This window comes from Ruegeria sp. AM1 (genome assembly GCF_056540745.1).
The window spans coordinates 1,413,136-1,434,966 of record NZ_JBQFXH010000001.1 but is presented as its reverse complement, the minus strand read 5'-3'; the positions used below and the strand labels follow the sequence as shown (position 1 = coordinate 1,434,966).

Sequence of the window (21,831 nt, the reverse complement as noted above, 5' to 3'; positions counted from 1 at the left end):
AGATCACCATGGCCGGCTGGGGCCCATTCACCGCTGCACTCACCGTCTTTTTGCTGAGCCACGTCATTCCGGCGCGCCCTGCATTAAGAGCGCGGCTGATCGGTGCGATGGGCAGAACGGCCTATTTCTCTGTCTATTCAGCATGTTCTCTGGCGGTATTGGCGTGGCTGATCGTGGCTGCGGCTCAGGCCCCATATGTCGAGGTGATCCCCCCGCTGGCGGCCTTCCGCTGGGCCCCCGTGCTGGTGATGCCGGTTGTCTGCTGGCTGGCGCTGACGGGTTTGACGATCCAGAACCCGTTCTCGTTTGGGGGCCTTGGGAACACTCCGTTTGATCCTGATCGGCCTGGCATCCTGTGCACAACCCGCCATCCGATTTTGGTGGCGCTGATGCTGTGGGCGCTGGCGCATCTGCTGGCAAATGGCAGCCTGTCTCACGTCATCCTGTTTGGCTTGTTCGTGGGGTTCTCGTGGTTGGGCATGGTGCTGATTGACCGACGCAAATCGCATGCGTTTGGGGCGCATTGGGATCAGGTCTCGCGTCACACCGCGCGCCTGTCTCTGCGTGCCCCACGCCCCTTGCCGCCGCTCTGGATCAGCTTTGCCGCATTGGCCGCTTATGCGGCCCTGCTTCACCTGCATGCACCTGTGATTGGTCTGTCTCCACTGCCATAGTGTCAGGCAGTGGCCGGACGGGCTCATGCGTGCTATCTGAAACGTCACGAATTGAATTGCGAGGGTCTTTCCATGCATCTGGCCTATGTAACAACCACCGATCGGGGCGCCACGGACCGCCTGCTCAGCGCCGTGGCCGAGCGTCTTCAGAACCGGGGCGCAAAGCTTTCAGGCGTTGTCCAGACCAACACGGAATGCGCCGACAGCAGCAAATGCGATATGGATCTGCGCGTTCTGCCGGCTGGTGAAACCATTCGCATCTCGCAATCTCTGGGCACCCTGTCGCGTGGTTGCCGTCTGGACCCTGCGGCGTTGGAGCAGGCGGTGGGCTATGTCACGACATCTCTGTCAGATGCGCCCGAGCTGCTGATCATCAACAAGTTCGGCAAGCATGAATCGGACGGTCGCGGGTTCCGGCCTGTCATCGCTGATGCGCTGGCGCGCGACATCCCGGTTCTTGTTGGCGTGAACGGGTTGAACCACGAGAAGTTCCAGCTTTTCACCGACGATTCGGCGCAGCAACTGATCGCTGATCTGGACGCTATCGAGGCCTGGTTTGATCAGGTTACAGGCCTGCGCCCCGCCGCCGAATAGCGCCACCCAGCCCGACCGTCGACCTGGCGTGCGACGTGTGCAGCTTTCGCACGTCTCACGGTAACTTCGCGTCAGTTTTTTAGACCCGGTATACCGCGCCAAGGTAGCCTTGGGCGAAGCTTCCACCACTTTCAATGCTAAGTTAAAGTGGTGGGCGACCCTGGAATCGAACCAGGCGTGCGTCTCCGCGAGGGAGTTACAGTCCCCTGCCACACCTTGCGGCCTGTCGCCCACTGTCAGGCGTTGCACCTGACGTGGAGGCGTGATTACTAGCGCTCTAAACGAGCGTCAACAGGAAAATATCGCTTTGGCGCAGGAAACCGATTTCACGGCCCGGAGGCCCCAAAAATGAAGAAACCCAAGTGGGTCGTCGAAAAGGAACAGGCACGCAAAGCTGCCGCGTCAGAGACCGTCTGGTTATTCGGTCTGCACGCCGTGCGTGATGCCTTGATGAACCCAAGTCGGCACAAGCTGCGCCTGATTGTGACGCGCAATGCGCAGGCAAAACTGACCGAGGCGATTGAGTTTGCCGCGATCGAGCCTGAGATGGTGGACCCGCGCAAATTCAACGCGCCGATTGATCCCGGCTCAGTGCATCAGGGGGCAGCGCTTGAGGTCAAGCCGCTGGATTGGGGCGGTTTGGCCGAAAACTGTATTGGCCGTGAACATCCCCGTGTGGTTCTGCTGGACCGGGTGACCGACCCGCATAATGTCGGCGCGATTCTGCGCTCGGCTGAGGTGTTGGGCGCCAGCGCGGTGATCGGCACCCGCCACCATTCGGCGCCCGAGACCGGCGCGTTGGCAAAAACCGCAAGTGGTGCGTTAGAGCGTCAGCCCTATCTGCGGGTGCGCAATCTGGCGGATGCCATCACGGAATTGCAGGGCATGGGGTTTCTGGTTCTCGGTCTAGATGGCGAAGCCGAAGAGACCATTGAAACAGCCGTCGATGGCCGCCGCGACAGCCCTGTTGCTCTGGTCCTTGGGGCCGAGGGGCCGGGATTGCGGCAAAAGACCAAAGAGACGGTAGACCAACTGGTTAAAATCGACGCAGCGGGCGGGTTTGGTTCGTTGAATGTTTCAAATGCGTCGGCGATCGCCTTATATGCATCCAGACACAAGTGACAGGAGAGCATCATTTCCAGCCCGTCTAAAATTGCCACATGCTGCTATTGCGGAACGCGCGCCGCGTTGGTCCTCAAGGGGAAACAACGGCATGAGTTGAGCTGTTCCAGCTGCGGTGCGCCGCTGCATGATCTTAAGATGATCCCCAAAAGCAAGGTCGTGAGCCAGACAGAGATGCGCAAAAAGCCAACCAAGCCGCGCTTTGAGGACCAAAGGAAGAAAAAGAAGAAAAAAGGTCTTTTTTCGCGCGCTCTGGACGAAGCTTGGGATGTGATCGAAGACATATTCGACTAGTCCAAACGCGACACGCCTGTTCACAAGCCTGTCAACAGGGGTGCCGCCGGACGAAAAATGTTGCATTTTCCAGATCTCGAATTCCGAAAACACGATCTGATCAAATGCTGTCGCGCCGTTCCTTCTTTGCTAGTCTTGCCGCCGTTGCTGCTGCATCAATGCTTGATGCGCAGGAAGCACCTGTATTCTATGCTCAGGATGGCCTTGCCATCTCGGGGTATGACGCTGTCTCTTATTTCGATAGCGATACGCCGGTGCCCGGTCAGCCCAACATTGCCGTGATGTGGAAAGGGGCAGAGTGGCATTTTTCTTCTGAAAAAAACCGTGAGCGATTTGAAAGCGATCCTCGTGCCTATGCACCTCAGTTCGGCGGGTATTGCGCCTATGCAATGGCGCAAGGGACGCTAAGCAGTACCGATCCAAGGGCTTGGAAGATCGTTGATGGTCGCCTGTATCTGACACATTCTCGGGCAATCGAACAGATGTGGTCCCGCAACGAAGCCCAAAATATTCGTCTTGCTGATGAACATTGGCCCGAGGCTCTGTATCAAAAATAGGCTGAATTCAGCCATTTTTGATCTGTCATCACAAAAATGCGCGCGACCTCTTTTTTTTAATCAACTCGTGCTTAAATGTCACAGTGACCGCGGAATGGAACTGCCGCGGGTCATTTCACTGTCCCTCGTTCCAAAACTTGCGCCCGAGGATATCTCGGGCGCTTTTTTCTTGTTCGGGCAGTCGATAGAGTCAGGTCATGCCCGACTATTCTGACGCATTTCTCAAAGATATCCTGCAACGCACTAAGGTGGTTGCCGTGGTTGGCGTGTCGATGAACCCAGTGCGGCCCAGCTATTATGTGGCGCGGTATCTTTCGCTCAGGGGATATATGGTTATTCCCGTCAATCCGGGGCATGCGGGCAAGGAGCTGTTCGGGCAGACGGTGCGCGCGTCACTCGATGAGATATCTGAGCCTGTTGATATGGTTGACATCTTCCGCCGGTCTGAGGCGGTTCCACCGATCGTGGAAGAGGCACTGCAAACCTGCCCTGGGTTGAAAACGGTCTGGATGCAGATCGGTGTTGAACATGAAGCAGCCGCCACTACGGCACGGGCGCGCGGCGTCGATGTGGTGATGAACCGCTGCCCCAAGATCGAATATCAGCGTCTATTTGGCGAGCTGCGCATGGGTGGTTTTGCAACCGGTGTGATCTCGTCCAAGCTCTGAGGTCTATTGGGCGGGCAGGGGCGTCAGCCGTGCCTGCTGTTCCTGCCGCCGTTTCTCCAGCACCACCTCTCGCGGGACCCATTTGTATCGCGTGTCCTCTATCAGAGGTGACCAGAACAGCACCCCGCCATAGCGCCATGGGTCCAGCACCACACCGTCATACAGCGTCTCGCCCCGGCGGCTGATGATGGCGGTGCTATGGTCGATTCGAAACGGATTGTCCGCATTGGCAATGGCGCGATGCACCTCGAGTGTCTGAAAGTCTTCTTGTTTCAGGCGCCGTTCAATATCTTCGGCCCAATGCCAACACAGGCCACGCGGGCGCAGACCCTTGTTGACCTTGGCGTTGTGGATCAAAGGCGGGTCTGTGATTTCATAGTCCTGCGCCAGCTGCGCCGTGTAGGAATAGGCGATCCGCGCGGCCCGGTCGGCCTCTTCCGGGTCGATATCGGGGCCCAGACTTTGGATTTCGGTAGCCAGCCGCGTCACGTCATCATCGCTGGCCGGAGGCGGGGCCGAGCAGGCACCCAGCGTCACAAGGGCAAACACGGTCATCACACAGGCCAGAGGTCTGATCATTCTTGGGTCCTTTGATCTGCCTGCGCGTCGGAGCGCCTTGGTCGACGACTATAAGATGCGTCGCGGGGCGACGAAACCCATGCTGTCAGCTGTCGGGGCGTGCGGCCTTTTCAGCGATGCCACTGGTGCCCCGACGGCGCTCCAGCTCTTGCAGCACATCCTCCAGCGGTACATCCCGTGCGGCCAGCATCACCAGTAGGTGGTACAGCACATCCGCCGCTTCTGCGGTCAGTGCCGCCTTGTCACCTTTGACGGCCTCAATGATGGCCTCGACCGCCTCTTCCCCAAACTTCTCGGCACATTTCTCGGGCCCTTTGGCCAACAGCTTGGCGGTCCAGCTGCTATCGGGATCTGCGTTTTTGCGGGCTTCGATGGTTGCGGAAAGCTTATTCAGAATACTCATGTCAGCCTCATCGGAATACCTGCTGCAGCCATATGTTCTTTGGCCTCGCGGATCGTATATTCCCCGAAATGGAAGATCGACGCGGCCAGAACGGCGCTTGCCCCGCCTTTTGTGACGCCCTCGACCAGGTGGTCCAGATTGCCAACGCCGCCCGATGCGATGACGGGTACATCCACCGCATCACTGATGGCGCGGGTCAGCGGCAGGTTGAACCCGGCCTTGGTGCCGTCGCGGTCCATCGACGTCAGCAGGATTTCGCCCGCACCTTTGGCAACGACGGTTTTGGCGAACGCGACCGCGTCAATACCGGTGGGTTTGCGCCCGCCATGGGTGAAAATCTCCCACTTGCCGGGGCTCACGGTTTTTGCGTCAATGGCGCAGACGATGCACTGGCTGCCAAACTGATCGGCGGCTTCGGCGATCACATCAGGGTTGGCAACCGCGGCCGAGTTAAAGCTGACCTTGTCAGCCCCCGCCAGCAACAAGGCGCGTACATCGTCTTTGGTCCGTACGCCTCCGCCTACTGTCAGGGGGACAAAGCACTGTTCGGCCGTGCGCTGCACCACATCAAACATGGTGCCCCGGTTCTCATGGGTGGCGTGGATGTCCAAAAAACAAATCTCATCAGCGCCAGCGGCGTCGTAGGCCTTGGCTGATTCCACTGGATCACCCGCATCCCGCAGACCGACAAAGTTCACGCCTTTGACCACGCGGCCATCGGCGACATCCAGACAGGGAATGATACGGGTTTTCAGCATGCGGTTTCCTTTGTTGCCGCACCTCTACCGGCAAAGCCCCGCTGATGCCAGACTTGTGATTGTCAGTCTCTTCAAAGTTGTGAAAGATGGCCCCAAATTTATCAGGAGATCAATGAGATGCGTAAACTCTTTCTGACGACCACATTCATTCTAGGAGGCGCTGTCGCAGCGATGGCAGACGATATCATCAAGGTAAGCACCGATAAATCCGTATCCGAGGCGCTGGACGCTCTCGAAGCTGCGGTTGGCAATGCAGGTGCGACCGTTTTTGCCCGGATCGACCACGCGGCCGGTGCCGAAAAAGTTGGGCTCAGCATTCCTGCGAACCAGGTGCTGATCTTTGGCAACCCCAAGTTGGGCACTCCCGCCATGCAGATCGACCCGCGCGCGGGTTTGTTCCTGCCGCTTAAGGTTCAGGCCTATGAAGACGCGGACGGTCAGGTCTGGCTGACCTATGAAGACCCGAAAGAGACCATGGACGAGCTGGATGACGTCGAAGAAGCACCTGTCATCGAAAAGATGCGCGGTGCTCTGGCAAAACTGACTGCCGCAGCCGCGGGCTGAGTCATATAGCCCGGGATGCGCTGGCGCGGCTGACCCGCGCAAGCGCGTTCCGGGCAATCAGGATGTGAAAGGGCAGGATCGCGGCCAGATACAGCCGCCCGCCCAGATTGTGCCGATGCACCCAAGTCGCCAGCGAGATGCGGCCGCCTTCGGAATGCACGGACACCCGGAAATCCAGATGGCGATCATTGAACCCTGCGATCACCTCGGTGCTGTCATCCTGCTCTACAGGAAATATCCCAACTTTGTCTGCGGCTTCAGGCCCGGTCCGGCTGAGGCCGAACGGAGCCACCAGTAACCCGCGCAACCGAACCAATGCCATGGCCCAGTTCGGAAAGCTCGTAATAATCTCAGCCGCTTGGCGGGGCGACAAATCAGATGCGACGCTGAAGCAATCCAGAAAATCACCGTCTTTCAGTCGTTTGTTCAGCAAACTTGTTGCGGGCAATGTGGATCGGTTGACCAGCGTTTTGAACATCTGTGCTATTCTCTGAGCGTACTCAGAGCCTCTTTCAGATCGATGGCGCCATCATAAAGCGCCCGTCCGGAGATCGCACCATTCAAATCTGCGCCGCAATCGCGCAGGGCAATTAGATCATCAATCGATGAGACGCCGCCCGAGGCGATAACGGGAATATCAACCGCGCGAGCCAGATCAGCAGTCGCTTCGACATTCGGGCCCTGCATCGCACCATCGCGATTGATGTCAGTATAAATGATGGCGGCAACGCCTGCATCTTCGAAACTGCGCGCCAGATCGGTGACCTGCACGTTTGTCTCCTCGGCCCAGCCCTTGGTGGCCACCAGACCGTTGCGCGCGTCGATACCCACGGCGACCTTGCCGGGAAAGGCCTTCGCGGCTTCGCGTACCAGATCAGGGTTTTCAACCGCCACGGTGCCCAGAATCACCCGGGCCAGACCTTTGTCGATCCATGTCTCGATGGTGGCCATATCGCGGATGCCGCCGCCCAGTTGCGCGGGCACGTTGCATTCCTTCAGAATCGCCTCGACCGGTGACGCGTTGACAGGTTCACCGGCAAAGGCCCCGTTCAGATCAACCAGATGCAGCCAGTCGCAGCCGGCCTCGACAAAGGCGCGGGCCTGCGCAGCCGGATCATCGTTGAACACGGTGGCCTTGTCCATTTCGCCGCGCAGCAGGCGCACGGCCTGACCGTCTTTGAGGTCGATGGCGGGGTAGAGGATCATGTCGGGCGGCCCTATATAGATTTTACTTGCGCGGGATATTGCACAAGCCGGGCAGGGGATCAACGCGACGCAAAGTCAATCTTGCCCGGTATGGATTGGCGGGCCAGACTGGCCGCAAAACAGGGAGTTGATTATGAAAACCTTTACGCTTGCAACGGCCTTTGCCGCTCTGGCCACCACAGCCTTTGCCGCTGATCCGGTTGACGGGCTGTGGAAGACCGCGCCTGGCGATACCGGCGGCTATCTGCATGTCTCGATCGCGGAATGCGGCAGCGCCATCTGCGGCACGATTGACAGCGCCTTTGACAAGGATGGAAACCAGCAGCTGGAATACGAAAACCTTGGCAAACAGATCATCTGGGACATGGTGGCCGAAGGCGGCGGCAAGTATGACAGCGGTAAAATCTGGGCGCCGGACCGCGACAAAACCTACAGCTCGAAAATGGCACTGGACGGCCAGAACAAGCTGACCGTCAAGGGCTGCGTTGCTGGCGGGCTTGTGTGCCGCGGTCAGGTCTGGACGCGGGTTCAGTAACCGCTCAGGGGGTCCAGGTCAGGAAGTTTCCGATCATGCGCAGCCCCACATCCTGACTTTTCTCAGGGTGAAACTGCATCCCAAGCATCGTGTCGCGGCCAATCACGGCCGTGACGTCCTGCCCATATCCTACATAAGCCAGCCGCTCGACCGGGGCGTTAACGCGGAAATGGTAGGAGTGGACGAAATACACGTGATCCCCGGTTTTGACGCCGTCAAAAACCGGATGTGCATTCTCCAGAACCAGATCGTTCCATCCCATATGAGGTACTTTCAGCGCCTCATCTGAAGGTTCAATCCGTATGACATCGCCAGCGACCCAGCCCAGACCATCGGTTTCGGTGTATTCATGGCCCTTGCTGGCCATCAACTGCATGCCAACGCAAATACCCAAGAAGGGGCGGCCTTTCTGCTCGACCGCCTCAACCATCGCGTCATAGATCCCTTTGTGCCCGCGCAGTTCAGCCGCGCAGGCGGGAAAAGCCCCGTCACCGGGCAGCACCAGCCGGTCGGCCCGCGCCACAACATCGGCGTCCGAGGTCACGACAACCTCACCCGCATCCAGCTCATGCGCCATCCGTTGAAACGCCTTCTCTGCCGAGTGCAGATTGCCGCTTTCGTAGTCAATAATGGCTGTTAGCATCTACAGCGCACCCTTGGTGGACGGAATCGCGTCCGCCTTGCGCGGGTCGGTCTCAACTGCCAGACGCAGCGCGCGCGCGACCGCCTTGAACGCGGCCTCGGCGATGTGGTGGCTGTTGAACCCGTGCAACTGGTCGATATGCAGGGTGATGCCGCCATGGGTGCTGAGCGCCTGAAAGAACTCGCGCACCAGCTCGGTGTCGAAGGTGCCGATTTTGGGCGTCGGCAGATCAACATTCCAGATCAGGAATGGGCGGCCCGACAGATCCAGCGCACAGCGCACCTGGGCGTCATCCATTGGCAGGTGGCATTCGCCATAGCGCCGGATGCCTTTCTTATCACTCAGCGCCTGCGTCAGCGCCTCACCCAGTGCGATGCCGGTATCCTCGACCGTGTGGTGATCGTCGATGTGATAGTCGCCCTTGGCGCGGATGGTCATGTCGATCAGCGAATGACGCGCCAACTGGTCCAGCATATGGTCAAAGAAGCCAACGCCGGTCTGGTTGTCATACTGGCCAGTGCCGTCCAGATTGACCTCGACCGTGATCTCGGTTTCGGCGGTCTGACGGCTGATCTTTGCGCTGCGCATGGGCGAATTCCTTTTGCTTCGAGAGGGCTTATAGACGGGGTAGGCGGGGCTTATCCAGTCTCAAGCGCACCAAATGCTGCAAACTGTTGCAGGGGATTGCACCCGGCCCCGGCCCATGCCAGCCTGCCGACAAACCAATCAACAGGGCCAAACCATGTCCACCTGCGTTTTTATCCAGATCCGCTGCAAACCCGGTACCACCTACGGCGTCGCCGAAGAGATCGCATTGCGCGAGATTCATTCCGAGCTGTACTCGACCAGCGGCGAATATGACCTGCTGCTGAAACTCTACATCCCCGAGACCGAGGATGTTGGGCATTTCATCAATGAAAACCTGCTGTCGATTCCAAATATCGAACGCTCGCTGACCACAATGACGTTCAAGGCGTTCTAGCCCAACTCGAAGGTCGTCACGCCAAAGATGCGATCCAGATCGATATCCGGTTCATGGTCAGAATACATCCGCGCGGTCTCAAACACCTTCTCCAGCCCGAGTTGATCCGCTAGCGCAAAGGCGGCCGCGTTGGGTTGCGGCATGTCCACATAGACCTCATGCGCCTGATGGTCATCAGGGATCGCGCCTAGAACTGCGCCCAGCAAGGCGCGCGCGATTTCAGCCGTATCCGCAAACAGGGGCCCAACCTTGTATCCGGTCTGGCAGGGGCGCAGTGTTGCATATCCTTTGATCTGGCCGTTTTCGACAAAGACCTTTGAGGTATGGCTGTACGCCGAAAGCCAGCTTTGCAGGAACAGGTCACGCTGTGCCGGGAACAGTTTGCGGTCATAGGTCTTAAGCGCATCGGATGCCTCGGTCAGATCACTCACCCAATCACCGGGGATCTGCCCAAGCTTGTCCAAAATCCCGCGTTTGGTCCCGGCAAACCGATAGTTGTTATAGGCAAAGGTGAAACCGGATTTGCGATAGTTGTCCTGTTGCTCAACTACTCCATCCAGACCCATATTGCGTCCTTTGCAATGGGCTAATGCGTGTTGGGATATCTCCAGCCCATGTCCGTGATGCCGGAATTCAGGCCGGACGATATAGAACCCCAGAAACGAGAACGCATCATCGTAGTTCACCGCCGAAACGGATGCGATCATTTCGCCATCCAGAAAGCCACCCAGAAAACCACTCGGATCGGTGGGTCGAAAGCATTCGGCGTCATGCACGCCGGGATTCCACCCCTCGCGACCAGCCCAATCCACGGCGTGTTGGACTTCTTCGGAGGTAAGGGGGCGGATGACGTAATCTGACATGGGCTAATGATCCTGAGCTGCGGAATGCGACCAGAATGGCGCAACACCCGCAAAAGAACCAGCATGTTTGAAAGCTTTGGTATCTGGAGCGGGCGAGGCGATTCGAACGCCCGACCCTAACCTTGGCAAGGTTATGCTCTACCCCTGAGCTACGCCCGCATCAGATACTTATGTGGTCCTGAGACCTCTCAATGGAGCGGGCGAGGCGATTCGAACGCCCGACCCTAACCTTGGCAAGGTTATGCTCTACCCCTGAGCTACGCCCGCACCGTTGAGTGAGGCGTGAAGTATAAATTCTGGCGCAAAGCTGCAAGAGGAAAAACGCAGAAATCTGAAAAAATCTTTTTCGACGGAACCGCAAATCTGGTGCGTTAAAGACCCAGAGTATTGTCAGACAACAATCATTGGGGTGACATAAATGGCGAGGGTCGAGAATGTTAAGATGGCTGCCTTGGCGGCGATGATTTTGCTGGCCGCAGCCCTGTCGGGCCGAGGTCCGGACAGGGTGGTGCAGGTCGATCCGATGCTGGTACCGGCGCCTCCAATCGAAACGCAGTTACTGACCGGGTAGCTCTCAAAGCGCCAGGACCAGATTGGCCAGGGCTGAGATCAGAATGGCGGCAAAGGTCAGTAGCATACCCATTTGACGCAGGATGATGACCTGCGGGGTTTTCCCGAACCCATAAGCGTGCAGCAAACGCCCGGCCAGCAGCGACAGCCCAAGCAGGTTCACAAGCAGACCGCTGGCCCCCTGGATCTCGGCCATCGCGATCAGCAGCAGGGCAAAGGGGGCGTATTCCGCGCAATTGGCATGGGTGCGCATGGCCTTTTGCATCGCCTTGTTGTTTCCTTCGCCGACGGAGACTTTTTCGCGGCGGCGGCAGGCGATCACATTGGCGCTGAGCGCGACATAGAGAATGGCAATCAAGGCAGCATAGATCGGGGTGATGGCAAGCATGTCTGGTCTCCGCTGAGGCACGTAAAAGGCCGCGCAGTATTCCCGCGCGGCCTTTGTGAGTTTAGGCTGTTTTCCCGATCATTCCAGTTCGACGAGGAGGTCCTTTGCGTCGATCTGTCCGCCGGGTTGGACATGGACGGCTTTGACCGTTGCGTCGCGTTCGGCGTGGATGCCGGTTTCCATTTTCATCGCTTCGATGGTCAGCAGCATATCGCCTTCCTTGACCTCTTGTCCGGCCGAGACGGCCACCATGGCCACAACACCCGGCATCGGCGCGCCGATATGGTTCGGGTTGCCGGCTTCGGCCTTGGGGCGCGAAGCAGTGGCTGATTTGACCAGACGGTTGGGGACCCGGATCACGCGCGGCTGACCGTTGAGTTCAAAGAACACTTTGACCTCGCCGTTTTCATCGGTCTCACCAACGGCCTGACAGCGGATTTCCAATGTCTTGCCGGGGTCGATCTCGGCAGTGATTTCTTCACCCGGCTCCATGCCATAGAAGAAAGTTCGCGTCGGCAGGGTGCGCACGGGGCCATAGCTGCGGTGGCGGCCCATGTAATCCAGGAACACCTTGGGATACATCAGATAGCCGTTCAGATCCTCGTCATCGACCTCTTTGCCCTCAAGCTGTTTGGACAGATCGGTGCGGGCGGCCTCAAGGTCGACCGGTGGCACATCCTTGCCGGGGCGGTCGGTGTTGGGCGCCTCATCCTTCAGCACTTTGGTCAGGATGGTGCCTGGGAACCCGCCTGGAGGCTGCCCCAGATTGCCGCGCATCATGTCGATGACCGAATCCGGAAAGGCCACATCGGTCGCCGGATCCTCGACCTGCGCGCGGGTCAGGTTCTGGCTGACCATCATCAGCGCCATATCCCCCACCACTTTCGACGAGGGTGTCACCTTGACGATATCGCCGAACATCTGGTTCACATCCGCATACATCTGCGCCACTTCATGCCAGCGCTCCTCCAGCCCCAGAGAGCGCGCCTGCGCCTTGAGGTTGGTGAACTGGCCACCGGGCATCTCGTGCAGATAGACCTCAGACGCCGGGGCCTGCAGGCTGGATTCAAAGGCCGCGTACTGGCCGCGCACCGCCTCAAAGTAATCGCTGATCTCGCGGATCGCCTTGATGTCCAGGCCGGTGTCGCGCTCAGTATGGCGCAGCGCCTCGACCACGGTGCCCAGCGTCGCCTGAGACGTGTTGCCCGAGAAGCTGTCCATCGCGCAATCCACCGCATCCACGCCCGCCTCAGAGGCGGCCAGAATGGTCGCGCTGGCAATGCCGGCCGTGTCATGGGTATGGAAATGGATCGGCAGGCCGACCTCTTCTTTCAGTGCTCGGATCAGAATGCGGGCCGAGGCCGGTTTCAGCAGCCCCGCCATATCCTTGAGGCCCAGCACATGCGCGCCTGCGTCGCGCAGCTCTTTGGCCATGCCGACATAGTATTTCAGGTCGTATTTGGCGCGGTCCGGGTCCAGAATGTCGCCGGTATAACAGACTGTGCCTTCGCAGATCTTGCCGTTTTCGATGACGGCATCCATCGCCACGCGCATGTTCTCGACCCAGTTGAGCGAGTCAAATACCCGGAACACATCGATATTCTGCGAGGCCTGACGGACGAACTCCTGCACCACATTGTCAGGGTAGTTGGTATAGCCCACCCCGTTGGCGCCACGCAGCAGCATCTGGGTCATCAGGTTCGGCATCGCCTCGCGCAGATCACGCAGACGCTGCCAGGGGCACTCCTGCAGGAACCGATAGGCCACATCAAAGGTTGCGCCGCCCCAGCATTCCACGCTGAACAGCTGTGGTAGGTTGGCAGCGTAGCTGGGCGCCACCTTGATCATGTCGATCGAGCGCATCCGTGTAGCCAATAGTGACTGGTGCCCATCGCGCATGGTGGTGTCAGTGATCAGCAACTGCCGCTGGGCCTTCATCCAGTCGGCCACCGCCTGCGGGCCCTTTTGCTCCAGCAGGTTGCGGGTGCCCATCTGCGGCTCTGAGTGTGCTGCCGGGGGCTTGGCCTCTTTCAAATCGGCGCGCGGGCGGGGGCGGTCCTTGGTCTCGGGGTGGCCGTTAACGGTGATGTCGGCGATATAGTTCAGAACTTTGGTGCCCCGGTCGCGGCGCTTTTGGAAATGAAACAGGTCCGGCGTCTCGTCGATGAACTTGGTGGTGTACTCATTCGACAGGAAGGTCGGGTGTTTCAGCAGGTTCTCGACAAAGGCGATGTTGGTGGAAACACCCCGCACGCGGAACTCGCGCAGGGCGCGGTCCATCCGGGCAATTGCCTTTTCCGGCGTGGGCGCCCAGGCGGTGACCTTAGTCAGCAACGAGTCATAATACCGCGTGATCACGCCCCCCGCATAGGCCGTGCCGCCATCCAGACGGATGCCCATGCCGGTCGCCGAGCGAAAGGCAGTAATGCGGCCATAATCGGGGATGAAGTTGTTCAGCGGGTCCTCGGTGGTCACACGGGTCTGCAGCGCATGGCCGTTCAGCCAAATCTCATCCTGGCTGTCTTTGCCGGTGGCCTCAGCCAGCGTCTTGCCCTCGGCGATCAGGATCTGCGCCTGAACGATATCGATGCCCGTCACCTCTTCGGTGACAGTATGTTCGACCTGCACCCGCGGGTTCACCTCAATGAAGTAGAACTTGCCGGTGTTCATATCCATCAGGAATTCGACCGTACCGGCGCATTCATAGTTCACATGGGCGCAGATGCGGCGGCCCAGCTCACAAATCTCGGCGCGCTGTTCCTCGGTCAGGTAGGGGGCCGGGGCGCGTTCCACGACCTTCTGATTGCGCCGCTGGACCGAGCAGTCGCGTTCATAGAGATGATAAATCTCGCCATGCTTGTCGCCCAAAATCTGCACCTCGACATGGCGGGCGCGGGTGATCATCTTCTCCAGATACCCCTCGCCATTGCCAAACGCGGCCTCAGCCTCGCGACGGCCCTCCAGCACTTTCTCTTCCAGCTCATCCTCGGACAGGATCGGACGCATGCCGCGCCCACCGCCACCCCAACTGGCCTTCAGCATCAGCGGGTATCCGATCTCAGCCGCCTCCTTGCGGATCACGTCCATATCGTCGCCCAAAACCTCGGTCGCCGGGATCACCGGCACATCCGCTGCAATCGCCACCTTGCGCGCACTGGCCTTATCCCCCAGCGCCCGCATCGTCTCGGACTTCGGACCAATAAAGGTGATGCCGTTCTGCACGCAGGCATCTACAAAATCTGGGTTCTCGGACAACAGCCCATAGCCCGGATGGATCGCATCCGCGCCGCTTTCCTTCGCGACCCGAATGATTTCATCAATCGACAGATAGGCCGCAACAGGGCCAAGACCCTCACCGATCCGATACGCCTCATCCGCCTTGAAACGATGAAGACCAAGCTTGTCCTCTTCGGCAAAAACCGCAACCGTGCGCTTGCCCATCTCATTCGCGGCGCGCATCACACGAATCGCTATCTCACCGCGATTCGCTATCAGTATCTTTCCAAATTCAGTCATGAAGGGCTCCCGGTCTTCGAATCTGGCGTATGATTACGCAGAGATTATGCGCAGCGATATCTGTACTTCTGGGTAGAACCGTCAGGTTTTTGCTCGCAAACGCCATTTTTTTACGCGTTCTTCATACAGTTGCTGCGCCGCAGCATCAATCGTGACGATAAGAAGCGGGCAATTGTTGCAGATGTGAGGCTCCGAGCTGTCCCATGTTTGCCTGTATATCCTGACGCAGAATGTCGATCACATGGGCGGGGCCACGAGGACCCAGCGCCCCAAGGCCGTAAAGAAAACCGCGGCCCAACATAACGAAATCGGCCCCGAGAGATATGGCGCGCAAGATGTCCAGCCCGCTCTCGATCCCGCTGTCAAAGATCAGGGGCAGTTTGGTTGTGGCGCGCAGGGCGGGCAGCGCCTCTATGCTAGCCGGGGCGCCGTCGAATTGCCGCCCACCGTGATTCGAAACCCACAGCGCGTCAGCGCCTGCGCGCTCCAGCCGTTCAGCGTCTTCCGCGCGCAGGACACCTTTGATCATCAGCGGCCCCTGCCAGTGGTCGCGTAACCATTTAACATAGCTCATGTCGGGTGACGTGCGCAGCAGGTAACCGATATGAGCTGTCGGCGGTAATTGCAGGCTGCTGTCGATATACTTGTCCAGCGTGCGCATGTGCGGAACCCCGGTCTGCGCCATGGACAGCGCCCAGGTGGGCCGCATCGCGATTTGCGCCAGCAAGCGTGGCGTGAGCTTAGGTGGATGCGTCAGACCTGATCGTGTTTGGCGTTCTCGGCGAGAGGCGACCGGTACATCGACTGTCAACACCAGGGTTTTAAAGCCAGCCGCCCGTGCACGATCTATCAGATCGGCGCGAATTTCAGGGTCCTTCGGGGGATAGAGCTGAAACCAGGCGTCTTCGCCGATATGGGCAGCGATGTCTTCGGGGCTCTGACTGGCGACAGTTGACAACGTGTAGGGAAGACCTGCATCAGCGGCACATTGGGCTAAAATGCGTTCGGCATTTGGCCAGATCAGCCCTGACATACCGATCGGCGCGATGCCAAGGGGAAGGTCAAAACGGCGCCCCAAAAACGATGTGCTCAGGTCAAATTCCAGAGGCCCGTGCAGTATCGAGGGCATGAAACCAATACGATCCAGCGCTGCGCGATTGCGCCTGCGTGTCAGTTCCGCCCCGGTGCCACTGTCGAGATATTCCCAGACAAAATGTGGCAGCCTGCGGCGCGCGCGTCGCTTCAGATCTTCAATGCCCGGATAGGTGCTGTGGAGGTCCATGGCATTTGATCGGACCTGCTGTGCGATTCGGCAAGAGGATCAGGCCGCCGAAGATGGCGGTTGCGATTCCAATGCCGCAGGCCCCTGCTTAAGCGCGGTAGGCAGAGCCCCCTGCGCGACCTGTACCTGATTGCGGCCTTTATCCTTGGCTTGATACAGCGCACCATCCGCCGCCCGCATCAAATCCTGCGGCATCGTTCCATGCACAGGATAGTGCGCGACACCAAGCGATATGGTGATCCTCGGCAATGATTTTTCGCCGTATCGGACCGAAATCGCCTCGACCGCCTGGCGCAGCTGTTCGGCCCGGGTCAATGCGTCGTCCTGCGTGTTATCCGGCAGGATCAACATGAACTCCTCACCTCCGATGCGGCAGGCGACCTCATCCCGGTCGCAGCCCTGTTCAAGCGCTGCGCCAACGGCGCGCAGCACCATGTCTCCGGCATCATGTCCATGGGTGTCGTTGAATTTTTTGAAGTGATCGACATCCACGGCAATAAGGCTGAGCGGTGCGCCGGTTTTTTGGCTGCGGCTTATTGATTTGCGCAGTGTCTCGGTCATGTGGCGGCGGTTGAACAGACCAGTCAATGGGTCGCGCACCGACTGGTCATGCAACTGATCGCGCATCCGGACATTGGCAATCGCCATACTGATCTGTTCGGCGCAGAGCTGGGCCAGCTTCTTACTGTCGTGAAAGGCAGCGCTGTCGCCTTCTTGCGCGCGCAAGTGCAGCAGCCCGATAGTCTCGCCATGCGCCAGAATGGGAAAGCAGAAATACGGTCGCCCGTCATGCGGTTCTGCATGTTCGCAGACAAAGTCGATCTCGGAAGATCCGAACTCGTAAGTCCGCCCACGTCGCAGCCCCCAGCAGCCTTCAGGGTGTATGTGCGCTTTGTGTGAGCCGCCGTTCCAGCTGGCACACCCATCCAGCACGTCGCGCGAGTTCGAGTAGACATAGACGCTACCTTCGGCCTTGGGCAGAATATGCGTCATAAAGCGGCCAACCATGTCAAACAGCTCGTCCAGGCTGCGGCTGGATTGCAGCCACTCGTTCAATTCGCCCAGAAACTGCACCTCGCGCGCCAGTCTGAGCTGGTCATCCAGCAGCTTGCGCTCGGCCTTTGACCGGTTCCGCATGGCCAGCAACTGCATCCGGTTGCTGCGATAAGACATGAAAAACACAATCGAAATGGCCGACACGACCAGCCCGCCGATCAGCGCCAGAAGCGGACGAACCTGTGCCATGAAATCCTGGCGCAGCTCGGTGACATCGGTGAAGAATTCCAGTGCCCCCAGATAAGCCCCGCCATTGGTCACTGCGCTGACAGCCTCGGCGACATCGCGTACCTGGTCCGAGGTGGTGAGGCTTTCGGTCTCTCTATACAACACCTCCAACGCGGAGCGCTGAGACAGCGTATAGAACATGTCGCCCAGTACCGTTGCGCTGCGCCTTTCCTGCGGCAGGGGCGGCGCGTGGCTGTGTGCGCCCGACGAAGACCAGATCATCTTGCCCGTCGTGTCATAGACTTGCAGGCGGTAAATCTCGGACGCATTCAAAACGCGGCGCAGCAGTTCGGCATCGGCATCGCCAATGCGGCCGTCGCCAAAGGCCGTCTGCAGATCGGGGATGAACGTGATCACCTGTTCGCGCCAGACTTCGGCCCGGTGCCGGACGTCGGCTTCGATCATCCGGTTCACAATCGGTATGGCCCCATACATCGCGACCCATCCTGCAAGGCCGATGGCGCATAGAAAGCCGGTGATGATTACAATCTGCGTCAGCAGACCGCGCTTGGGGCCTGTCGTCCGAGTCTGCTCCATCTTTTGCCTCCGTCTGTGGCTCTGGCGCAGTTTGCGGGCAGTTCTCTTGATGACCGGTTAACGACTGCAGGAAGGCTTGGGATAATATCCATCGAATTTTTTCGGATTGCGGGTGAACAAGCCGTGAACAAACTCTTTCCCTCAGGCCATATCCGGCGTAGTTTGGACGGATGAGCAGTTTTGACGAAATGGACGCCTTCGAGGGCGCATCACTGTCGGCGCGGGCGATGCCTGCGGCGTCAGCGGACTATCTGAACGATCTCAATCCGGCGCAGCGCGACGCGGTCGAGCGGTTGGATGGTCCGGTCTTGATGTTGGCCGGGGCGGGGACGGGCAAAACCAAGGCGTTGACCGCCCGAATAACTCATCTGCTCAGAACCCATCGGGTGCGCGAGAATGAGATTCTGGCGGTGACCTTCACCAACAAAGCTGCGCGCGAGATGAAAGTTCGCGTGGGGCGCATGTTGGGTCGCCCCGCCGAAGGTATGCCGTGGTTGGGCACGTTCCACGCGATCTGCGTCAAGCTGCTGCGCCGCCATGCGGAACTGGTCGATCTGAAATCGAACTTCACCATTCTGGACAGCGATGATCAGCTGCGTTTGCTCAAGCAGTTGGTTCAGGCGGCCAATATCGACGACAAACGCTGGCCCGCGCGGATGTTGGCCGGGATCATTGACGATTGGAAAAACCGCGCGCTGACGCCGGATAAGGTGCCCGCCGGAGATGCGGGGGCTTATAATCACAAAGGGATCGAGCTTTACGCCCAATACCAAACCCGTCTGCGTGAACTGAACGCTGTGGATTTTGGCGATTTGCTGCTGCACATGGTCACGATCTTCCAGACCCACCCGGATGTGTTAGAGCAATACCAGCGCTGGTTCCGCTATATTCTGGTGGATGAGTATCAGGATACCAACGTTGCCCAGTATCTTTGGCTGCGGCTGCTCGCTGGGGCGCATAAGAATATCTGCTGTGTCGGTGACGATGATCAGTCGATCTATGGCTGGCGCGGGGCTGAGGTGGGCAACATCCTGCGTTTTGAGAAGGACTTTCCCGGCGCCTTTGTGGTGCGCTTGGAGCAGAACTATCGATCGACCCCGCATATTCTGGCGGCGGCATCAAATGTGATCCGAGGCAATGAAAGCCGTCTGGGTAAAGAGCTTTGGACTGATCGGGAAGACGGTGAAAAGGTTCGCCTGATCGGCCATTGGGATGGTGAGGAAGAGGCGCGTTGGATCGGCGAGGAAATCGACTCAATGCAGGGTGGCACGCGGGGTGTGCGGCCGATGAGCCTCGACGAGATTGCTATCCTCGTGCGTGCCTCGCACCAGATGCGCGCGTTTGAGGATCGGTTTTTGACCATTGGTCTGCCCTACAAGGTGATCGGTGGCCCTCGGTTCTATGAGCGGATGGAGATCCGCGATGCCATGGCCTATTTCCGGCTGGTGGTCAGCCCCGAGGATGATCTGGCGTTCGAGCGGATTGTGAACACGCCCAAGCGCGGTCTTGGCGACAAGGCGCAGCAGACGATTCAGATGACCGCGCGTGAAAACGGGGTGTCTCTGGTCGAAGGTGCGCGGATTGCGGTTGAGAACGGTTTGATCAAGGGCAAGGGCGGTAAGGCTCTGCGTGAGTTGATCGATGGGCTGGCGCGGTGGAATGCGATGACCCGTGGGCCCCGGATCGAGATGGATGATGACACGGTGATCGATGATGGTGTGTCGCCGATCCGCTATGGCGCGCCTGAGCATACGCATATCGAGCTGGCGCAGATCGTGTTGGACGAATCCGGCTATACTGGTCATTGGCAGAACGACAAGACGCCAGAGGCACCGGGGCGGTTGGAAAACCTCAAGGAACTGGTCAACCAGTTGGACAATTTCGAGAACCTGCAAGGGTTTCTGGAGCATGTCAGCCTTGTGATGGACAACGAGAAGGAGTCGGACGGGGCCAAGGTCTCGATCATGACGCTGCATGCGGCCAAGGGGCTGGAATTTCCTGCCGTATTCCTGCCGGGGTGGGAGGACGGGTTGTTCCCGTCCCAGCGCTCGATGGACGAATCCGGGATCAAGGGATTGGAAGAAGAGCGGAGGCTGGCCTATGTCGGCATCACCCGCGCGGAAGAGGTGTGTACGATCTCTTTTGCCGCCAACCGGCGGGTTTTCGGGCAGTGGCAGAACTCGATGCCATCGCGGTTTATCGACGAATTACCCGAGGATCATGTGGAAGTCCTGACACCTCCGGGTCTCTATGGAGGAGGGCAGCAGACGGCAGGGATTGAGACGCGCGCGGCTGAGGCGAATGTCTATAACTCTCCGGGCTGGAAGCGGATGCAGGCACGGCAGGGGCAATATGGCATGTCGCAACCCAAAGAGAGTCGCAATACGGTGATCGATGCGACCGCGGTGGCCAGTTTCACGCTGGGGGAACGTGTGTTTCATCAGAAATTCGGCTATGGCGCGGTGATTGATATCGAAGGCGATAAGGTTGAGGTCGATTTCGACAAAGCGGGGATCAAAAAGGTCGTGTCGCGCTTTTTGTCCGCCAAGGATGACGTGCCCTTCTGATCCAGCGGAATGTGCCTGCGGCACATGCTCTATTCTTTGATTGGCGCCCGGGTTCACCCGTGGCGCCTTTTGTTATGTCAGAGCAAAGAAAAACGGCGGTTCCCAGGGAGGAGGAAGGGAACCGCCGTTCTTTTCAACACCAGAGCAGGGAGGAGGAGAGCCCTGATGTATCTGAACCCGGGTTTGATCCCGGTATGGGAAGACGCGGCGACGTCAGGGAGGAGGAAGACGTCGCCGCGCGCTTTCAACATCAGAGCAGGGAGGAGGAGAGCCCTGATGTATCTGCGTCCGGCGTCATAAGGCCGGTATAAGGTGCGGCAACGTCAGGGAGGAGGAGAGACGTTGCCGCTGAAATACAGGTCCAAAGGGAGGAGGAGGACCTGATCTCTGTGTTCTGTTGCGCTTAGCGCGCAGTTTGCTCTTCTGCGGCCTGCAGGGCCAGCCGACGGATCATCGAGCGGTGCAGGCCCAGATCAGCCAATTCTCGGTTCGACAGGGCCGACAGTTCGTTTACCGTCTGGCGGTACATACGAAAACGGGCATAACGGACCTTGATGTTGTCTACCAAAGAGGTAAGGCCAAGGGCCGGTGCGCCTTTCAGCGCTGTCTGATTGCTCGCTACTGCCATCGTCGTAACCTGAATAGTTTTGCTTGTGCCGGTGTGTGCCAGCGTCTGTTGAGATTGAAAATAGGCATATGCCGCAACTGCACAATAGGCCGCGTTGTCAATGCTGCTATGCAGCAAGTGCATAGATTGAATGGAGTTTTTCCTTGAGTGCGGGATTCGCCCTTAAAAATACGGGCTTTGAGGTCCTCGCGTTACTGGGAGCGATTGTTCGCACCCGAGGGCGAGTAGTTCTGGCGCTAACATTTTAACCGCAAAGTGTGAGTTTCTGGGCAGTTCGATATCGCAAGTGCCGATGCTCGGAACCATTGGATGTTATCGAGACTTCAAATGGGAATTGATGGGAGGGGCTGCCTCCGGCGCGTTTCTTGTGGGTTTAGCTGGCGCATATCCTCGGCTTTTTCCGTGTGATTCGCTTTCGGAGTTGGAACATATTGCGAACATGTGTGTGTATTTAGAAAATAGTGTTATCTCTGCGGGAAATCATGGGAAATTAATTTCAAACATTGGTTGCGCTATATGTTGTGTACAAAATCCTTATAAGCCAGATATGATGCGTCTATCGGGGCTATTTCCATGCGCTCTGCCAATGTTTGATGTAAGTAATCCAATAATTCCCT

At 58.5% G+C, this 21,831-nt stretch carries 24 protein-coding genes and 3 tRNA genes; 11 read left to right on the top strand and 16 right to left on the bottom strand.

The window, feature by feature from the left end; genetic code table 11:
• Nucleotides 1-8 precede the first annotated feature (8 nt).
• Together ACR0I7_RS07180 and ACR0I7_RS07175 are read left to right on the top strand one after the other, a co-directional pair.
• Entirely contained in the window at nucleotides 9-674 is a 666-nt protein-coding gene (locus ACR0I7_RS07180; protein WP_480509532.1) for an NnrU family protein, read from the top strand.
• A gap of 72 nt (nucleotides 675-746) precedes the next feature.
• Nucleotides 747-1,268 (top strand): DUF2478 domain-containing protein, encoded by a 522-nt coding sequence (locus tag ACR0I7_RS07175; RefSeq protein ID WP_480509736.1) that lies wholly within the window; start codon nucleotides 747-749, stop codon nucleotides 1,266-1,268.
• Between the two features lie 148 nt (nucleotides 1,269-1,416).
• Here the strand turns inward: ACR0I7_RS07175 and ACR0I7_RS07170 are convergent.
• A tRNA-Tyr gene (locus ACR0I7_RS07170) sits at nucleotides 1,417-1,500 on the bottom strand.
• Between the two features lie 116 nt (nucleotides 1,501-1,616).
• Between ACR0I7_RS07170 and rlmB the strand changes: the two genes are divergently transcribed.
• The 4 genes from rlmB to ACR0I7_RS07150 all read left to right on the top strand — a co-directional run bounded on the left by rlmB (nucleotide 1,617) and on the right by ACR0I7_RS07150 (nucleotide 3,909).
• Nucleotides 1,617-2,390, top strand: coding sequence for a 23S rRNA (guanosine(2251)-2'-O)-methyltransferase RlmB (rlmB, locus tag ACR0I7_RS07165; protein WP_480509531.1), 774 nt, complete (start codon nucleotides 1,617-1,619; stop codon nucleotides 2,388-2,390).
• Nucleotides 2,391-2,528: 138 nt separating this feature from the next.
• Nucleotides 2,529-2,684, top strand: a complete 156-nt coding sequence (locus ACR0I7_RS07160) for a hypothetical protein (protein ID WP_480509530.1) — start codon at nucleotides 2,529-2,531, stop codon at nucleotides 2,682-2,684.
• Between the two features lie 158 nt (nucleotides 2,685-2,842).
• A complete protein-coding gene (locus tag ACR0I7_RS07155) occupies nucleotides 2,843-3,241 on the top strand; it encodes a YHS domain-containing (seleno)protein (RefSeq protein ID WP_480509529.1) in 399 nt (132 codons plus the stop codon).
• Nucleotides 3,242-3,438: 197 nt separating this feature from the next.
• The gene (locus ACR0I7_RS07150) at nucleotides 3,439-3,909 is read left to right on the top strand and encodes a CoA-binding protein (protein WP_480509528.1); all 471 of its coding nucleotides are present in this window, start codon (nucleotides 3,439-3,441) and stop codon (nucleotides 3,907-3,909) included.
• A 3-nt stretch (nucleotides 3,910-3,912) separates the two neighbouring features.
• On the opposite strand, the gene ACR0I7_RS07145 is transcribed toward ACR0I7_RS07150, so the two are convergent.
• The 3 genes from ACR0I7_RS07145 to hisF all read right to left on the bottom strand — a co-directional run bounded on the left by ACR0I7_RS07145 (nucleotide 3,913) and on the right by hisF (nucleotide 5,649).
• On the bottom strand, nucleotides 3,913-4,488 hold the full coding sequence (locus tag ACR0I7_RS07145) for a hypothetical protein (RefSeq protein WP_480509527.1): 576 nt from the start codon (nucleotides 4,486-4,488) through the stop codon (nucleotides 3,913-3,915).
• Nucleotides 4,489-4,573: 85 nt separating this feature from the next.
• On the bottom strand, nucleotides 4,574-4,891 hold the full coding sequence (locus ACR0I7_RS07140) for a phosphoribosyl-ATP diphosphatase (protein WP_480509526.1): 318 nt from the start codon (nucleotides 4,889-4,891) through the stop codon (nucleotides 4,574-4,576).
• Complete coding sequence (gene hisF, locus ACR0I7_RS07135) at nucleotides 4,888-5,649, bottom strand: imidazole glycerol phosphate synthase subunit HisF (RefSeq protein ID WP_480509525.1); 762 nt, start codon at nucleotides 5,647-5,649, stop codon at nucleotides 4,888-4,890. The genes ACR0I7_RS07140 and hisF overlap by 4 nt, the downstream gene beginning before the upstream one ends.
• A 117-nt stretch (nucleotides 5,650-5,766) precedes the next feature.
• Here hisF and ACR0I7_RS07130 point away from each other — a divergent pair, with 117 nt between their 5' ends.
• Entirely contained in the window at nucleotides 5,767-6,213 is a 447-nt protein-coding gene (locus ACR0I7_RS07130) for a DUF302 domain-containing protein (protein ID WP_480509524.1), read from the top strand.
• 1 nt (nucleotide 6,214) lies between these two features.
• On the opposite strand, the gene ACR0I7_RS07125 is transcribed toward ACR0I7_RS07130, so the two are convergent.
• Nucleotides 6,215-6,691, bottom strand: coding sequence for a DUF2867 domain-containing protein (locus ACR0I7_RS07125; RefSeq protein WP_480509523.1), 477 nt, complete (start codon nucleotides 6,689-6,691; stop codon nucleotides 6,215-6,217).
• Between the two features lie 5 nt (nucleotides 6,692-6,696).
• Nucleotides 6,697-7,419 carry a 1-(5-phosphoribosyl)-5-[(5-phosphoribosylamino)methylideneamino]imidazole-4-carboxamide isomerase gene (gene hisA, locus ACR0I7_RS07120; protein ID WP_480509522.1) on the bottom strand — a complete coding sequence of 241 codons (723 nt, stop codon included), beginning with the start codon at nucleotides 7,417-7,419 and terminating at the stop codon, nucleotides 6,697-6,699.
• Nucleotides 7,420-7,552: 133 nt separating this feature from the next.
• On the opposite strand from hisA, the gene ACR0I7_RS07115 reads away from it, so the two are divergent.
• Complete coding sequence (locus ACR0I7_RS07115) at nucleotides 7,553-7,954, top strand: DUF2147 domain-containing protein (RefSeq protein WP_480509521.1); 402 nt, start codon at nucleotides 7,553-7,555, stop codon at nucleotides 7,952-7,954.
• A 4-nt stretch (nucleotides 7,955-7,958) separates the two neighbouring features.
• Here the strand turns inward: ACR0I7_RS07115 and hisH are convergent, their stop codons facing one another.
• Both hisH and hisB read right to left on the bottom strand, forming a co-directional pair.
• The gene (hisH, locus tag ACR0I7_RS07110) at nucleotides 7,959-8,597 is read right to left on the bottom strand and encodes an imidazole glycerol phosphate synthase subunit HisH (protein WP_480509520.1); all 639 of its coding nucleotides are present in this window, start codon (nucleotides 8,595-8,597) and stop codon (nucleotides 7,959-7,961) included.
• Nucleotides 8,598-9,185 (bottom strand): imidazoleglycerol-phosphate dehydratase HisB, encoded by a 588-nt coding sequence (gene hisB, locus ACR0I7_RS07105; RefSeq protein ID WP_480509519.1) that lies wholly within the window; start codon nucleotides 9,183-9,185, stop codon nucleotides 8,598-8,600.
• Between the two features lie 154 nt (nucleotides 9,186-9,339).
• On the opposite strand from hisB, the gene ACR0I7_RS07100 reads away from it, so the two are divergent.
• Entirely contained in the window at nucleotides 9,340-9,579 is a 240-nt protein-coding gene (locus ACR0I7_RS07100; protein WP_480509518.1) for an Lrp/AsnC ligand binding domain-containing protein, read from the top strand.
• On the opposite strand, the gene ACR0I7_RS07095 is transcribed toward ACR0I7_RS07100, so the two are convergent.
• From ACR0I7_RS07095 to ACR0I7_RS07085, 3 genes are all read right to left on the bottom strand, one after another.
• Nucleotides 9,576-10,442 (bottom strand): GNAT family N-acetyltransferase, encoded by an 867-nt coding sequence (locus ACR0I7_RS07095; protein WP_480509517.1) that lies wholly within the window; start codon nucleotides 10,440-10,442, stop codon nucleotides 9,576-9,578. The two genes, ACR0I7_RS07100 and ACR0I7_RS07095, sit on opposite strands and share 4 nt — an antisense overlap.
• Nucleotides 10,443-10,526: 84 nt before the next feature.
• Nucleotides 10,527-10,601 (bottom strand) — tRNA-Gly (locus tag ACR0I7_RS07090).
• 33 nt (nucleotides 10,602-10,634) lie between these two features.
• Nucleotides 10,635-10,709: transfer RNA gene (locus ACR0I7_RS07085), tRNA-Gly, on the bottom strand.
• Nucleotides 10,710-10,860: 151 nt separating this feature from the next.
• On the opposite strand from ACR0I7_RS07085, the gene ACR0I7_RS07080 reads away from it, so the two are divergent.
• The gene (locus tag ACR0I7_RS07080) at nucleotides 10,861-11,013 is read left to right on the top strand and encodes a hypothetical protein (protein WP_480509516.1); all 153 of its coding nucleotides are present in this window, start codon (nucleotides 10,861-10,863) and stop codon (nucleotides 11,011-11,013) included.
• 3 nt (nucleotides 11,014-11,016) lie between these two features.
• Here the strand turns inward: ACR0I7_RS07080 and ACR0I7_RS07075 are convergent, their stop codons facing one another.
• The 4 genes from ACR0I7_RS07075 to ACR0I7_RS07060 form a co-directional block, all read right to left on the bottom strand.
• The gene (locus ACR0I7_RS07075; RefSeq protein ID WP_480509515.1) at nucleotides 11,017-11,400 is read right to left on the bottom strand and encodes an MAPEG family protein; all 384 of its coding nucleotides are present in this window, start codon (nucleotides 11,398-11,400) and stop codon (nucleotides 11,017-11,019) included.
• A 78-nt stretch (nucleotides 11,401-11,478) separates the two neighbouring features.
• Nucleotides 11,479-14,916: a pyruvate carboxylase gene (locus ACR0I7_RS07070; RefSeq protein ID WP_480509514.1), complete on the bottom strand. Its 3,438-nt coding sequence runs from the start codon at nucleotides 14,914-14,916 to the stop codon at nucleotides 11,479-11,481.
• 145 nt (nucleotides 14,917-15,061) lie between these two features.
• The gene (locus ACR0I7_RS07065; protein WP_480509513.1) at nucleotides 15,062-16,198 is read right to left on the bottom strand and encodes an alpha-hydroxy acid oxidase; all 1,137 of its coding nucleotides are present in this window, start codon (nucleotides 16,196-16,198) and stop codon (nucleotides 15,062-15,064) included.
• A gap of 39 nt (nucleotides 16,199-16,237) precedes the next feature.
• Nucleotides 16,238-18,019, bottom strand: coding sequence for a sensor domain-containing diguanylate cyclase (locus ACR0I7_RS07060; RefSeq protein WP_480509512.1), 1,782 nt, complete (start codon nucleotides 18,017-18,019; stop codon nucleotides 16,238-16,240).
• 170 nt (nucleotides 18,020-18,189) lie between these two features.
• Between ACR0I7_RS07060 and ACR0I7_RS07055 the strand changes: the two genes are divergently transcribed.
• Nucleotides 18,190-20,586, top strand: coding sequence for an ATP-dependent helicase (locus ACR0I7_RS07055; RefSeq protein ID WP_480509511.1), 2,397 nt, complete (start codon nucleotides 18,190-18,192; stop codon nucleotides 20,584-20,586).
• A 403-nt stretch (nucleotides 20,587-20,989) separates the two neighbouring features.
• Here the strand turns inward: ACR0I7_RS07055 and ACR0I7_RS07050 are convergent, their stop codons facing one another.
• Nucleotides 20,990-21,214: a DUF1127 domain-containing protein gene (locus ACR0I7_RS07050; protein ID WP_480509510.1), complete on the bottom strand. Its 225-nt coding sequence runs from the start codon at nucleotides 21,212-21,214 to the stop codon at nucleotides 20,990-20,992.
• Between the last annotated feature and the right edge of the window lie 617 nt (nucleotides 21,215-21,831).

Bases quoted from the DNA above. Each gene is read 5' to 3' on its own strand.
- ACR0I7_RS07115 (WP_480509521.1), top strand. From the start codon at position 7,553: ATGAAAACCTTTACGCTTGCAACGGCCTTTGCCGCTCTGGCCACCACA.
- ACR0I7_RS07065 (WP_480509513.1), bottom strand. From the start codon at position 16,198: ATGGACCTCCACAGCACCTATCCGGGCATTGAAGATCTGAAGCGACGC.
- ACR0I7_RS07130 (WP_480509524.1), top strand. From the start codon at position 5,767: ATGCGTAAACTCTTTCTGACGACCACATTCATTCTAGGAGGCGCTGTC.
- ACR0I7_RS07140 (WP_480509526.1), bottom strand. From the start codon at position 4,891: ATGAGTATTCTGAATAAGCTTTCCGCAACCATCGAAGCCCGCAAAAAC.
- ACR0I7_RS07055 (WP_480509511.1), top strand. From the start codon at position 18,190: ATGAGCAGTTTTGACGAAATGGACGCCTTCGAGGGCGCATCACTGTCG.
- ACR0I7_RS07145 (WP_480509527.1), bottom strand. From the start codon at position 4,488: ATGATCAGACCTCTGGCCTGTGTGATGACCGTGTTTGCCCTTGTGACG.
- hisB (WP_480509519.1), bottom strand. From the start codon at position 9,185: ATGCGCAGCGCAAAGATCAGCCGTCAGACCGCCGAAACCGAGATCACG.
- ACR0I7_RS07150 (WP_480509528.1), top strand. From the start codon at position 3,439: ATGCCCGACTATTCTGACGCATTTCTCAAAGATATCCTGCAACGCACT.
- hisH (WP_480509520.1), bottom strand. From the start codon at position 8,597: ATGCTAACAGCCATTATTGACTACGAAAGCGGCAATCTGCACTCGGCA.
- ACR0I7_RS07075 (WP_480509515.1), bottom strand. From the start codon at position 11,400: ATGCTTGCCATCACCCCGATCTATGCTGCCTTGATTGCCATTCTCTAT.
- ACR0I7_RS07080 (WP_480509516.1), top strand. From the start codon at position 10,861: ATGGCGAGGGTCGAGAATGTTAAGATGGCTGCCTTGGCGGCGATGATT.
- ACR0I7_RS07125 (WP_480509523.1), bottom strand. From the start codon at position 6,691: ATGTTCAAAACGCTGGTCAACCGATCCACATTGCCCGCAACAAGTTTG.
- ACR0I7_RS07100 (WP_480509518.1), top strand. From the start codon at position 9,340: ATGTCCACCTGCGTTTTTATCCAGATCCGCTGCAAACCCGGTACCACC.
- ACR0I7_RS07095 (WP_480509517.1), bottom strand. From the start codon at position 10,442: ATGTCAGATTACGTCATCCGCCCCCTTACCTCCGAAGAAGTCCAACAC.
- ACR0I7_RS07175 (WP_480509736.1), top strand. From the start codon at position 747: ATGCATCTGGCCTATGTAACAACCACCGATCGGGGCGCCACGGACCGC.
- ACR0I7_RS07050 (WP_480509510.1), bottom strand. From the start codon at position 21,214: ATGGCAGTAGCGAGCAATCAGACAGCGCTGAAAGGCGCACCGGCCCTT.
- hisF (WP_480509525.1), bottom strand. From the start codon at position 5,649: ATGCTGAAAACCCGTATCATTCCCTGTCTGGATGTCGCCGATGGCCGC.
- ACR0I7_RS07180 (WP_480509532.1), top strand. From the start codon at position 9: ATGGCCGGCTGGGGCCCATTCACCGCTGCACTCACCGTCTTTTTGCTG.
- rlmB (WP_480509531.1), top strand. From the start codon at position 1,617: ATGAAGAAACCCAAGTGGGTCGTCGAAAAGGAACAGGCACGCAAAGCT.
- ACR0I7_RS07155 (WP_480509529.1), top strand. From the start codon at position 2,843: ATGCTTGATGCGCAGGAAGCACCTGTATTCTATGCTCAGGATGGCCTT.
- hisA (WP_480509522.1), bottom strand. From the start codon at position 7,419: ATGATCCTCTACCCCGCCATCGACCTCAAAGACGGTCAGGCCGTGCGC.
- ACR0I7_RS07060 (WP_480509512.1), bottom strand. From the start codon at position 18,019: ATGGAGCAGACTCGGACGACAGGCCCCAAGCGCGGTCTGCTGACGCAG.
- ACR0I7_RS07160 (WP_480509530.1), top strand. From the start codon at position 2,529: ATGATCCCCAAAAGCAAGGTCGTGAGCCAGACAGAGATGCGCAAAAAG.
- ACR0I7_RS07070 (WP_480509514.1), bottom strand. From the start codon at position 14,916: ATGACTGAATTTGGAAAGATACTGATAGCGAATCGCGGTGAGATAGCG.